Source organism: Dietzia sp. DQ12-76 (assembly GCF_014145045.1).
Classification (GTDB): Bacteria; Actinomycetota; Actinomycetes; order Mycobacteriales; family Mycobacteriaceae; genus Dietzia.
Window position 1 is genome coordinate 1 of the sequence record NZ_JAALDV010000369.1, and the last position, 12020, is coordinate 12020.

Annotated in this window: 13 protein-coding genes; 5 read left to right on the forward strand and 8 right to left on the reverse strand. The window is 70.8% G+C overall.

Annotation, left to right across the window (positions count from 1 at the left end; translation table 11 throughout):
• Nucleotides 1–1086 (reverse strand): cation:proton antiporter (locus tag G6019_RS12460; RefSeq protein WP_182627717.1); only part of this gene is annotated, 1086 nt, incomplete at its 3' end.
• 99 nt (nucleotides 1087–1185) lie between these two features.
• Here G6019_RS12460 and G6019_RS12465 point away from each other — a divergent pair.
• The 5 genes from G6019_RS12465 to ilvD all read left to right on the forward strand — a co-directional run bounded on the left by G6019_RS12465 (nucleotide 1186) and on the right by ilvD (nucleotide 7376).
• A complete protein-coding gene (locus tag G6019_RS12465; RefSeq protein ID WP_182613834.1) occupies nucleotides 1186–2196 on the forward strand; it encodes an LLM class oxidoreductase in 1011 nt (336 codons plus the stop codon).
• 34 nt (nucleotides 2197–2230) lie between these two features.
• Nucleotides 2231–2932, forward strand: a complete 702-nt coding sequence (locus G6019_RS12470; RefSeq protein WP_182613835.1) for an oxygenase MpaB family protein — start codon at nucleotides 2231–2233, stop codon at nucleotides 2930–2932.
• Between the two features lie 90 nt (nucleotides 2933–3022).
• Nucleotides 3023–4393, forward strand: coding sequence for a cryptochrome/photolyase family protein (locus tag G6019_RS12475; RefSeq protein ID WP_309230223.1), 1371 nt, complete (start codon nucleotides 3023–3025; stop codon nucleotides 4391–4393).
• Nucleotides 4394–4432: 39 nt separating this feature from the next.
• Nucleotides 4433–5575 carry a PQQ-dependent sugar dehydrogenase gene (locus G6019_RS12480; protein ID WP_194305700.1) on the forward strand — a complete coding sequence of 381 codons (1143 nt, stop codon included), beginning with the start codon at nucleotides 4433–4435 and terminating at the stop codon, nucleotides 5573–5575.
• Nucleotides 5576–5627: 52 nt separating this feature from the next.
• On the forward strand, nucleotides 5628–7376 hold the full coding sequence (gene ilvD, locus G6019_RS12485) for a dihydroxy-acid dehydratase (RefSeq protein ID WP_194305701.1): 1749 nt from the start codon (nucleotides 5628–5630) through the stop codon (nucleotides 7374–7376).
• A gap of 86 nt (nucleotides 7377–7462) precedes the next feature.
• Here ilvD and G6019_RS12490 read toward each other — a convergent pair whose 3' ends face one another.
• From G6019_RS12490 to G6019_RS12520, 7 genes are all read right to left on the reverse strand, one after another.
• Nucleotides 7463–7858 (reverse strand): VOC family protein, encoded by a 396-nt coding sequence (locus G6019_RS12490; RefSeq protein ID WP_107756778.1) that lies wholly within the window; start codon nucleotides 7856–7858, stop codon nucleotides 7463–7465.
• 32 nt (nucleotides 7859–7890) lie between these two features.
• On the reverse strand, nucleotides 7891–8577 hold the full coding sequence (locus G6019_RS12495; RefSeq protein ID WP_107756777.1) for a phosphate signaling complex PhoU family protein: 687 nt from the start codon (nucleotides 8575–8577) through the stop codon (nucleotides 7891–7893).
• Nucleotides 8578–8649: 72 nt separating this feature from the next.
• Nucleotides 8650–8928, reverse strand: coding sequence for a DUF7218 family protein (locus G6019_RS12500; protein WP_107756776.1), 279 nt, complete (start codon nucleotides 8926–8928; stop codon nucleotides 8650–8652).
• A gap of 112 nt (nucleotides 8929–9040) precedes the next feature.
• Nucleotides 9041–9517, reverse strand: coding sequence for a heme-binding beta-barrel domain-containing protein (locus G6019_RS12505; RefSeq protein WP_182613836.1), 477 nt, complete (start codon nucleotides 9515–9517; stop codon nucleotides 9041–9043).
• Nucleotides 9518–9560: 43 nt separating this feature from the next.
• Nucleotides 9561–10496: a DUF808 domain-containing protein gene (locus tag G6019_RS12510; RefSeq protein ID WP_107758135.1), complete on the reverse strand. Its 936-nt coding sequence runs from the start codon at nucleotides 10494–10496 to the stop codon at nucleotides 9561–9563.
• Nucleotides 10497–10586: 90 nt separating this feature from the next.
• The gene (locus G6019_RS12515; RefSeq protein WP_182613837.1) at nucleotides 10587–11465 is read right to left on the reverse strand and encodes an oxygenase MpaB family protein; all 879 of its coding nucleotides are present in this window, start codon (nucleotides 11463–11465) and stop codon (nucleotides 10587–10589) included.
• A 66-nt stretch (nucleotides 11466–11531) separates the two neighbouring features.
• The coding region (locus G6019_RS12520; RefSeq protein WP_194305703.1) for an LGFP repeat-containing protein at nucleotides 11532–12020 on the reverse strand (489 nt) is incomplete at its 5' end.

Consider the following 12020-nt stretch of genomic DNA (forward strand, 5'->3'; position numbering starts at 1 on the left):
CGCCGCGTACAGACCCACCCGCGCCCGCTCCCGCGGGCCCTCGAGGCCGGGGCTCACGCGGGCGACGGTCTCGCTCACCCACACCCCGCCGCCACGGAGGACGAGCATGCTCACCACGGCGGCCACCAGCACCCACGGCGAGGCCGCCACCGCCCTGAGGTCGATGCTCATCCCCGACACCACGAAGAAGGCCGGGATGAACACGGTGTAGCCGACGGTCTCCAGCTGGCGGAGCAGGACCGTGGCCAGCCCCCGATCCGGGGACTGTCCTGCCTCGCGCAGATGTGCCCCGAGGGAGTCGACCAGCCGGCGCAGGATCATCCCTGCGGCGAAGGCGCCGAGCACCACGTCGAGACCGAACACCGTGGCCACCACCATCATGGTGGCCAGGAGCAGGATCACCGTGCGCATGGCCAGCTGGCCGGTGGAGGTGGTGCCTCTCAACAGCGCCCGGCCGAGTGCGGGGACGTGGAGCAGTCGGGCCGGCACCGCCAGGATGACGAGCGCGGCCAGGAGGAACAATCCGACCGCCGCGATCGAGGACTCGATGCTGCGGGTACCGAGCAGCACCGCCATCACCAGGATCGGTCCCAGTTCCCCGACCGCTCCGTGGGTGAGGACGGCTCTGCCCACGGGAGTGCTGTCGTGACCCGACCCCTTGAGGATGGGCAGGAGCGTACCGATGGCGGTGGAGGTGAGCAGGAGGCCTATCGCCACGGCCGTCTCCCAGCGTCCCGAGACCAGCCACCCCACCCCGGCCGCCAGGACGAGGCTGACGGCCCAGGTCCCGGCCGCCCGGCGTCCGCTGCGCCCGGTCAGGGTGGAGACCTCGAGCTCGAACCCGGCCAGGAGGAACAGCATCCCCAGACCGAGCTCGGAGAGGAGCGCGACACCGCCGGATTCCACCGCGAGGCCCAGACCGTGGGGGCCGATCACCATCCCGCCCGCCAGGAGCAGCACCACGCCGGGGATGAACGAGCGGGTGACACCGGACAGCACCGGAGCCGCCCAGACGGCCAGAACGATCCAGAACAACGAGACGAGTTCGGTGGGGGACGCCTCGGAGGCCAGGATGGTGGTGGTCACGTCCGGCCTCTCGCTCGATCGATGAAGGAGAGCTTAGACGAGCGGCGCGCACGCGAGGCCGTCGACCGGCGTCGACCGGCTCGTGCGAGGGTGGGGCACATGACCACCTCGCCGCTCGACACGTCCGACGGTGACCCCCGGCGGCTCCCGGGGTTCCGTCGCACGTTCGGCGCGGGGCGACTGACCCTCGGGCTGGGCTTCCCGCTGCGGACGCGCGCCGACCGGGTCGACGGCCCGGACATCAGCGCACAGATCGAGGTCGCCCGGGCCGCGGAGAACGGAGGGTTCGCCGCCCTCCACGCCCGGGACATCCCGCTTCGCGTCCCTTCGTTCGGCGACGTGGGCCAGGTCTACGATCCGTGGGTGTTCCTCGCGTACGTGGCCGCGCACACCAGCCGGATCACCCTCGGGACGGCGGCCGTCGTGCTGCCCGTCCGCCATCCACTGCACGTGGCCAAGTCCGCGGCCAGCCTGGACCGTCTGTCCGGCGGCCGGTTCCTCCTGGGGGTGGCCTCCGGCGACCGGCCGGAGGAGTTCCGTGCGTTCGGGCTGGAGCAGGGGCGGCGGGGGGAGAGGTTCCGGGAGAACCTCACGGTGATGACCCACGCCCTCACCACCGAGATGCGCGGGATCCGCTGGTCCGGGGGGTGGATGCACAGCGCGGACGTGGTCCCCAAGCCCACCGCCTCGTCGGTGCCGCTGATCATGACCGGCTCGTGTCAGCAGAGCATCTCCTACCTGGCGGCACACGGGCACGGATGGCTGACCTACCCACGCGATTTCGACGCGCAGCGCCGGACCGCCGCGAGGTGGCGCGAGGTGGTGGCGGAGAGTCGGGAGGGAGGATCCGACGACGACGACGAGGTGTTCAGTCCCTTCGCGCAATCGCTCCAGATCGACCTGGCCGAGGACCCGGACGAGGCGGCCTCGCCGATCGGTTTCGGGTTCCGGATCGGTCACCGGCGTCTGGTCGAGCACCTGGCGGACCTGCGGGGGATCGGGGTCAACCACGTCCTGCTGGGGGTCGGGGCGTCCCGCCGGCCGATCCGGGAGGTCGTCCACGAGCTGGCCGAGAACGTCGTGCCCCACTTCCCCGCTCTCGCCCACTAACCTCACCGGCGGAACGAAAGAGACGGGACCACCCATGAGAGGCGCGGCCACCCCGGAACCCGGACTGTTCGAGCACCTCCGGTCCCGGCAGTTCCTGTTCATGCTGCCCCGCGCGGTGTCACTGCAGCTGATGCACCCCGCGATCAGTGCGGCGACGCTCGAGCACTCGCCCTCCCCGGGCTTCGTCTGGCTGCACAAGCGGCGGTCGGTCCCCCCGACGATCGACATGGCGTTCGACCCGCATCCGGAGTCCTGGATACCGGGGCGCATCGTGGTCACGCACGACACCATCCGGGGAACCGACGCCGACGGCCGTCGTTACCACTCGCTGGACCCGCAGGTCTTCCACTTCCAACACGCCACGTACGTGGACTCGCTGTTCGAGACCATCACGAGATTCCGCGGTCCACTGGACGCAGGGGAACGCCGGTCGCTCTACGCCTCGTGCTGCAGGTGGTACCGCGCCTACGGCATCTCCGACACACCGCTGCCCCCGACGGTCGAGGACTTCGACGCCTACTTCCGCGACCGGACCGGGGCGCTGTCCGTCACCCCGGCGCTCACGCACTACCGCGGGCAGCTGCTCCGTCCGCGCCAGTGGTGGCCGGCCGCGGTCCCCTCCGGCGCTATCCGGACGTTCCTGCACCCCGTGGCCGCGCGGGCGCTCCGGGTCCGGCCGTCCGCGTTCGACCGCGCGGTGTCAGCGGTCTTCACCTCGGCGTCCTCGCTGAAGTAGCCACTTCTGCCAGAATCGAGCCACGGCGGCGGGCCCGGGCGGACTCCGGGGCACGCCCACAGCCAGACCGTACCCGGAGGCGACGTGAGCATCTCGATCCTGTGGTTCCGCCGCGATCTGCGGCTCAGCGATCATCCCGCTCTCCTCGCGGCCGTCGACTCCGCGGACGAGGTCCTGCCGGTGTTCGTGCGTGACCCGGTGCTGCTGAAACGTGGCGGCGCCCGAACCGACCGGCTGGAGGCCTCCCTGACCGCCCTGTCCGCCGACACCGGTGGGGCATTGGTCGTCCGGACGGGCGATCCCGCCGAGGTGATCGCGGAGCTCGCGGAGGCCGTGGACGCCGCGCAGGTGCACGTGAGTCGCGAGTCCACCCCCTACGGCCGGCGACGGGACGACAGGGCACGTGAGCTGCTCGGCGGGGCGGGTCGGGAACTGCTCGAGACCGGGTCGCCCTACGCGGTCGGACCGGGACGGGTCCTCAACAAGTCCGGCGAACCGTACCGGGTCTTCACCCCCTTCTCCAAGGCCTGGCACGACCACGGGTGGCCGGAGCCCGGCGCCCGCCCCGAGGACATCGCGTGGGCCGCGGACCCCGACACCGGCGGCTCGCGCGACATCACGGGGGCACGCGATTCGGGGTCCGCGGAGGAGGTGGGTGAGCAGGCGGCCCTGGACCGGTGGAGGGAGTTCCTCGCCGAGGACCTGACCTCGTACGGCGACCAGCGCGACCGACCGGACCTGGACACGACGAGCCGGTTGTCGGTGCACCTGAAGTACGGAGAGATCCATCCGCGGACGATCCTGGCCGAACTCGCCGCCCATCCCGCCGCCGACACCGATGGCGCACGCCGGTTCGTCTCCGAGTTGGCGTGGCGCGATTTCTACGCGGACGTCCTGTGGCACTGGCCCCGCTCGGCGTGGCGCGACCTGCGCGACACGCTGTCAGGGATGGACTACGACGAGGGGCCGGAGACCGACGAACTCGTCGAGGCGTGGCGGCAGGGGCTGACCGGTTACCCCTTCGTGGACGCGGGGATGCGACAACTGCGGTCCGAGGGATGGATGCACAACCGGGTGCGGATGGTCACCGCGAGCTTCCTCGTCAAGGATCTGCACGTGTGGTGGCCGACCGGCGCCCGGCACTTCCTGGACCACCTCAGGGACGGGGACCTCGCCTCCAACAACCACGGGTGGCAGTGGGTGGCCGGCACCGGGACCGACGCCTCGCCGTACTTCCGGGTGTTCAACCCGGTCACGCAGGGGGTGAAGTTCGACCCCGACGGCGACTATGTCCGTCGGTGGATCCCCGAACTCGCGCACCTGACCGGCGCCGACGCGCACGAGCCGTGGCGGGCGGCGGACGGATACGACCACGGGTACCCCGAGCGCATCGTGGACCACGCCGAGGAGCGGCGGGAGACCCTCCGACGCTACGAGCGCGCCAGGGGCGACGACGACTGAGGGCGCGACGGGTCGCCCGCGGAGTCGATACCGTGGAGTATGCGACCTTTTCTCGTCCCGGTGGCGGCAGTGACGCTCCTCCTGACCGGGTGTACGGGCGGGCCCACCTCCGTCACCTCCGACGACAGGGCGGGACAGGCGCCGTCCACCGCCACCACCGCCGAGGACTTCCGGGTGACGGAACACGGTGAGTTCGACCAGGGGTGGGCGATGAGCTTCCTGCCCGGGTCCGACCACCTGCTCATCACCCAACGCGGGGGCGAGCTCCTGCTCCGCGACCAGACCACCGGTGAAGTCACGGAGGTCGCAGGGGTCCCGCCGGTGAACGACGGCGGGCAGGGGGGCCTGCACGATGTGGCACCGGGCGCCACCCACGCCGAGGACGGCACCGTCTACCTCAGCTGGGTGCGGGACCATCCCGCCGGCTCCCAGGGGGTGGTGGGCCGCGGGACCCTCGACGTGGACCGTTCCGAGCTGAGGGATCTCGAGGTGATCTGGGAGCAGGACCCCGCGGCCGGCACCGGGCACTACGCCCTGCGACTGCTCGTCCACGACGACCATCTCTACGTGACCTCGGGAGACCGCCAGGAGCAGACCCCCGCCCAGGACACCGCCGACAACCTGGGCGGCGTGGTGCGCCTGACCCCGGACGGGGATCCCGCGCCGGGGAACCCGTGGGCCGATGCGGGCGGCTCCGCCGCGGAACTGTGGACCATCGGCCACCGCAACCCCCTGGGCATCGCCGAGGACCCGCAGGGCCGGATCTGGGTGTCCGAGATGGGGCCCCGCGACGGGGACGAGCTCAACCTGCTCGACGAGGGTGGGAACTACGGGTGGCCGGAGGCCTCGATGGGCAGGCACTACGACGGCGGCGACATCCCGGACCACGGCGACGACGACGGGTTCGTACCTCCCGCCGCCTACTGGGTGCCCGCGATCTCCCCGGCCAGCCTTCTGATCTACCGCGGGGACCGCTTCGACGGGTGGAGAGGCAGCGCACTCGTCGGCGGACTGTCCGGACAGGTAATGGTCCGCGCGGAGCTGCACGACCAGACCGCGACGGTCGTCCGCGAATGGGACATGGGCGAGCGGATCCGTGCCCTCGCCGAGGCCCCCGACGGAGCGATCTGGGTCCTCGAGGACGGACCGGGCGGTCGCCTTCTGGAGCTCACGCCGGCGTGACGAGTCGAGACTCTACTGCGATTCGCCGCCCTCCACCGCCTAGGGTGGCGGTATGACGCAGCAGACGGACAAGGCGCACGCGCGCGACGGCGACAAGGCGCACGCGCGCGACGGTGTGGACATCAAGCCCCGCAGCCGGGACGTCACGGACGGCCTGGAGAAGACGGCGGCTCGCGGAATGCTCCGTGCGGTGGGGATGGGCGACGACGACTGGGTCAAGCCCCAGATCGGGGTGGCCTCCTCGTGGAACGAGATCACCCCGTGCAACCTCTCCCTCGACCGCCTGGCCAAGGCGGTCAAGGAGGGCGTGCACTCGGGCGGGGGGTACCCGCTCGAGTTCGGCACCATCTCGGTGTCCGACGGCATCTCGATGGGCCACGAGGGCATGCACTTCTCGCTCGTGTCCCGCGAGGTGATCGCCGACAGCGTGGAGACGGTGATGAGCGCGGAGCGGCTCGACGGATCGGTGCTGCTCGCCGGCTGCGACAAGTCGTTGCCGGGGATGCTCATGGCGGCCGCGCGACTCGACCTGGCCGGCGTCTTCCTCTACGCGGGGTCCACGTTGCCGGGTTTCGCGACCCTCTCCGACGGTACGGAGAAGCAGGTCACCATCATCGACGCGTTCGAGGCGGTCGGGGCGTGCTCGCGCGGTCTGATGAGCCGCGAGGACGTCGACACCATCGAACGCGCCATCTGCCCCGGGGAGGGTGCGTGCGGCGGCATGTACACCGCCAACACCATGGCGAGCGCGGCCGAGGCCCTGGGCATGTCCCTCCCGGGCAGCGCGTCACCGCCTGCCCCGGATCGCCGTCGCGACGACTACGCCAGGGCGAGCGGAGAGGCGGTCGTCGAACTCCTGCGTCGGGGGATCACCGCCCGCGACATCATGACCAAGGAGGCGTTCGAGAACGCCATCGCCGTCGTCATGGCCTTCGGCGGTTCGACCAACGCCGTGCTGCACCTGCTCGCGATCGCCAGTGAGGCGGAGGTCGATCTGACCCTCGACGACTTCGCCCGCATCGGCGCGACGGTGCCGCATCTCGCGGACGTCAAGCCGTTCGGCGCCCACGTGATGACCGATGTCGACCGGATCGGCGGGGTGCCGGTGGTCATGAGGGCCCTGTTCGACGCGGGACTCCTGCACGGCGACTGCCTCACCGTCACCGGACGCACCGTCGCCGAGAACCTCGCGGACATCGCCCCGCCGGACCCGGACGGGCTGGTGCTGCGCGCGATGACCGAGCCGATCCACCCGACCGGCGGCATCACGATCCTGCACGGGTCGCTCGCCCCGGAGGGCGCCGTGGTCAAGTCCGCCGGCTTCGACTCCGATGTCTTCGAGGGCACGGCCCGCGTGTTCGAGCGCGAGCGCTCCGCTATGGACGCGCTGGAGGACGGCACGATCACCGCCGGGGACGTCGTGGTGATCCGCTACGAGGGGCCCAAGGGCGGCCCGGGCATGCGCGAGATGCTCGCGATCACCGGCGCCATCAAGGGCGCCGGACTCGGCAAGGACGTCCTGTTGATGACGGACGGGCGGTTCTCCGGTGGGACCACCGGCCTGTGTGTCGGCCACATCGCTCCCGAGGCGGTGGACGGTGGTCCGATCGCGTTCGTGCGAGACGGTGACCGAATCCGCCTCGACGTCTCCCGTGGGACGCTCGATCTCCTGGTCGACGAGGCCGAGCTGGCGCATCGGCGCGCGGGGTGGGAGCCGCTTCCTCCCCGGTACACCCGAGGCGTGCTGGCCAAGTACTCCAAGCTCGTGCAGTCGGCCTCGACGGGCGCGATCTGCCGGTGAGACCCCGCGGCGGCAGGTGACCCGCGACGGTGGGTGCGCCCACCGTGGCAAGGCCCGGGCGCTCACACCCGGGTCATGCGGTCGCCCTACTTCGCATCGGGGTCCGGCTGGTGGATGCCGAACACGTTCCCTTCGGTGTCGAGGAAGTAGCCCTGCCACGCCATACCCGGCAGGGCGTGCTTGTCCATGGCCACCGTCCCACCGGCGTCGAGGATCGTGCGGGCGGTGGCGTCGAAGTCCGCGCACCCCATCGTGAGCACGGCGCCGGTGACGGGCGACCCCGTCGCGGGGGCGTCGCCGCGGCGCTGCATGATCGCGCCGTTGATGCCCGGTTGGTCCTCGGGGCCGGAGGTCACGCCGAAGTACGGTGACCCGGCGAAGTCGCTCCAGTCCTGGTAGGTCCATCCGAAGACGGCCGCGTAGAACGCGCACGCCCGGGCAGGATCGTAGGCGTGGATCTCGAAGTGGATGGGACGGGACACGGCGGGCTCCTCACATCGGAGATCTGGTCGGGTCAGTCGAGGACGGTGCCGTCGTCGAGGTGGGACAGCGAGCCGCCCCCGGGTCGCTCACCGGTGGCGAGGTAGACCACGCGGTTGGCGATGCTGACCGTGTGATCGGCGAAACGCTCGTAGTAGCGCGCGAGCAGGGCCAGGTCCACCGCCGCGACCGAGCCGTGGGGCCAGTCCTCCGCGGAGATCTGCCTCATGAGCTCGGCGTGGAGTGAGTCGACTGCGTCGTCCTCGGTGTCGAGCGATCGAGCGAGGCGGACGTCCTTGGTGGGCAGGAGCCGCCCGAGGTTCCGGGCCATGGCCGAGTCGCGCTCGGCGAACTCACGGATCGTCGGGACGACGGGATCGGGTACGACGGGCTTGGGGTGACGGCGGCGGGCGACGCGTGCGATGTGGCCGGTGAGGGCGGCCATGCGGGTGAAGTGCTCGACGATGTAGATGCCCGAGACCACCTGACGCAGGTCGCGGGCCACGGGCGCTTCGAGCAACAGCAGGTCGAAGGCGTGCTGCTCGCTGTCCTCCCGGAGGTCCTCCACCTCGGCCGCGCCGTCGATCACCTCGGTGGCCGCAACCTCGTCCCCCTCGAGAAGCGCCACGCTGGCGAGGTCCAGGAGTCGATTGTTCATCTCGCAGAACCGGACCAGCTGGTCGGAGAAGTCATCGAGCTTGGTGTGAAGGACGGTACGCATCCCATGACTGTAGTGGCGGGGCGCGATCACCGCGATCCCGTCACCAGACGGTCGACCGTCCGGCCGCCCGGGTCAGTGGTCGCGAAGAGCCTCGATCAACTCGTCCTTCTTCATGGACGAGCGTCCCTCGATCCCGATCTCTCCGGCCCTGTCGCGGAGCTCGTCGACGGTCCAGTCCTCGTACGAACCCGCCTTGCCGCCCTTGTGCCCGACCTCGGACCGGGAGCTCTTGGCCGAGGCGTTGGCGATCCGGGCCGCCTTCTCCTTGCTCGCCCCGTCGTCGCGCAGCGCCTGGTAGACCTTCTCGTCCTTGATGTTCGACGATTGCTGGTCGTTCTTCTTCTCGGCCACGATCCCTCCCCGGTCGTCAGCGGAACTGTGTGTGCACTCCCATGGTCACCTCGACCGCACCCGGGAGCCACCGTTCGAACACTATCGCGGCGCTCAGACCCGTCGCAGGCGCTCAGACCCGGCGCAGGTCCGACGAGAGGTGGTGGGTCATGGGCACGCCGACCGCGGCCATGGCGAATGTCGTGATCAGCCTGTCCCCGATGAGTTCGTACCGGCGGGTGGTGGCGTCCACCCGCTTGGCGGTGGCGGTGTTGGACACCCTGGCCGTCAGTTCCAGGACGAGCCTGTCCGCCTCGGCGACAACCGTCCCCTCTGCGAGCTCGGTCTGACCCATGGGCTGCGCCAAGATCATCTCCGCGGTTCCGACGACGGGGATGCGCAGGTAACCCGTCTCGGTGTGCATGGGGGCGCCGTCGGGGCTCCACGACCGCTGGAGGTAGTGCAGGAACGGCTTGCCGACATCCGTGAAGACGACCTCGTCGGTGTAGGCGAAATCCTCGATGGTGGGATACTCACCCGCGCCGTCCCCCCTCCATGTGCCGAGTAGTGAGGCGACGGGGGCGAGGGAGGGGGCCAGTTCCATGCCCACGAGACTAGGTGACGCCGGCGACCCGCACCGGCGGTGCGCAGACTCAGTGCGCCGAACCGCTCCGCCGTCGGGGGACCACGTGGGCGGCGGCCACCACCACTGCGCCGACGACCAGCCCGAACACCAGCGAGCAAAGGGTGTTGACCAGCCATCCGAGAACGCCCCCGACAGCCGCGACCGCGGCGGCGGGCTCCTCTAGGAGGTGGACCAGATGGTACGGGCCAGTCGCCCCGAGCTCGTCCAAGCCCACCAGCAAGATGTGTCCACCGACCCACAGCATCGCGAGCATTCCGACGAACGAGATCACCTCGAGAACCGTCGGCATCGCCTTGACCAGTCCGTTTCCGAACCGCTGGGTGCCGGGGGACCGTCTCCCGGCGAGGTGCAGACCGACGTCGTCCATCTTGACGATCACCGCGACCACCCCGTAGACGAGCGCGGTGATGAGTACGCCCACCACGACCAGGATCGCCGCGCGGATCCAGAACGGCTCGTCGGCGACCTCGTTGAGCGCGATCATCATGATCTCGGCGCTGAGGATGAAGTCGGTGGTCACCGCCCCACGGACCATCCGCTTCTCCGCGTCCGGACCCTTCTCCACGACCGGCGTGGCCTCCTCGTGGTGCCCTGAGATCCGTTCCCACACCTTCTCGGCGCCCTCGTAGCAGAGGTAGGCACCGCCCAGCATGAGCAACGGGGTGAGGACCCACGGTACGAACTGGCTGAGGACGAGGGCGAAGACGATGATGATCGCCTTGTTGCCCAACGAGCCCGTGGCGATCCGACGGATGATGGGCAGTTCCCGCGACGGCTCCACGTCGCGGACGTACTGCGGCGTCACCGCGGTGTCATCGACCACCACTCCGGCGGCCTTGATGCTGGCTCGTCCGGATGCGGCCGCGATGTCGTCGGTGCTGGCCGCGGCCATCCGGGCCAGGACGGCGACGTCGTCGAGCAGGGCGGCGAGACCACCGGCCATGATCACCTCACTGGGGCGGGCGGGAGAGGTCCCCGCCGACGGGACTAACCCGACCCCGTGCGGGTCGGATCGTCACAGGGTAGCCCCGAATCAGCCCTCCACGGCGTCCAGGACCCACCTGAGTGCCGACACGCCGGCCCTCCCGAGGAGTAGCGCCGCATCCCGGGAGCCGAAAGGGCCGTCGGACAGGCCGAGCGACCCGCGTGCCCAGGGGGGTAGCGCCGCGACCGCGCCCTCACGGAGCATCGCGTAGGCGGGCCCAGCGGTCCATCCCACGGGCGGTTCATCCAGCAGGAAGTGCCGGGCGTCGAGCGCGGCCGGAGACGCCTCGAGCTCGGGCCGGTACTCCTCGAGCGCCGCGGCGAGTTCCCCGACGGTCGTCGGGACGCCTCTCGCCCCCAGCATGATCCCGGTACGTGACGCCTGCCGCACGTACTCGTCCTGCCGCCCCGGCGACATCGGGGCGCGACCATAGAGACGGTGGCACTCGAGGAAGCTCCAGATCTCGGCCACGTGCACCCACCTCAGCAGGTGCGGGTCGCGGGCGTCGTAGGGGCGGCCACGGTAGTCGACGCCGACAACGGACCGGTGCATGCCGTTGATAGCCCGGATGAGGTCGGTCGCGTCGGAGATCGTCCCGAACGTCGTCGTGGCGATGAACTGGGAGGTGCGATGGAGCCTGCCCCAGGGGTCCCCGCGGTAGTCGCTGTGGTCCGCCACCCCTGCCATGGCCAGCGGGTGCAGCGACTGCAGCAGCAGAGCCGTCAGCCCACCGGCGAACATGGAGGCGTCGCCGTGCACCGCGTAGATCGCGTCCCCGGAAGAGTTCCACCGATCGCCCTCGGAGTGCCAGATCCGCTGCCGCTGCTCCGCGGCGTCATCTCCGGCGATCCGGGAGCGCACCATCAGCCCGGCCCGGCGGCGGGCACCGGTCAGCAGTCGGGACGCCGTGGTCGTCATCACCGGCATGTCGGGCACCACCTCGGGGGTCGGGCGTGACCGCCACCCTACGCCCGGTGCGGCCGAGGCCGACCGCTAGTGGACCTGCACCTCAGCGACCCCGTCGATGTAGGTGATGACCCCGCCCTCGAAGGTGGAGATCCATCCGCCATCGGTGGTGGCCTCGTCCGCGGTGGGGAACCCCAGTTCGCCGCCGGGACCGCCTTCCTCGAGGTAGGCGGTGAGAATCTCACCCTGCACCACGAAGGCGCGTCCCGCCGGGGTCAGGACGATCGCCCCGCGTTCGAAGTCGGTGATCGAACCGCCCTCGACATCTGAGGCGGGGCCGGTCGCCCGGCCCAGTTCGCCGGTCTCGCCGCCGAGGTCGCGCCAGCGCTCCGCCACCGGCGCGGGGATGTCGATCATGGACTCGGCCGGCCCGGGAACAGGGGCGGAGGGCGTCGTGGTCATCACCGCGGACGCGGTCGGCGACGCCCCCGCCGGCCCGGTCTGGTCCTGCTGATCGTCCGACCCGCACGCGGAGAGCCCGGCGGTGGCGGCGCCGGCGACAGCGATTGTGGCGAA

Bases quoted from the DNA above. Each gene is read 5' to 3' on its own strand.
- G6019_RS12465 (WP_182613834.1), top strand. From the start codon at position 1,186: ATGACCACCTCGCCGCTCGACACGTCCGACGGTGACCCCCGGCGGCTC.
- G6019_RS12470 (WP_182613835.1), top strand. From the start codon at position 2,231: ATGAGAGGCGCGGCCACCCCGGAACCCGGACTGTTCGAGCACCTCCGG.
- G6019_RS12480 (WP_194305700.1), top strand. From the start codon at position 4,433: ATGCGACCTTTTCTCGTCCCGGTGGCGGCAGTGACGCTCCTCCTGACC.
- ilvD (WP_194305701.1), top strand. From the start codon at position 5,628: ATGACGCAGCAGACGGACAAGGCGCACGCGCGCGACGGCGACAAGGCG.
- G6019_RS12495 (WP_107756777.1), bottom strand. From the start codon at position 8,577: ATGCGTACCGTCCTTCACACCAAGCTCGATGACTTCTCCGACCAGCTG.
- G6019_RS12510 (WP_107758135.1), bottom strand. From the start codon at position 10,496: ATGGCCGGTGGTCTCGCCGCCCTGCTCGACGACGTCGCCGTCCTGGCC.
- G6019_RS12515 (WP_182613837.1), bottom strand. From the start codon at position 11,465: ATGCCGGTGATGACGACCACGGCGTCCCGACTGCTGACCGGTGCCCGC.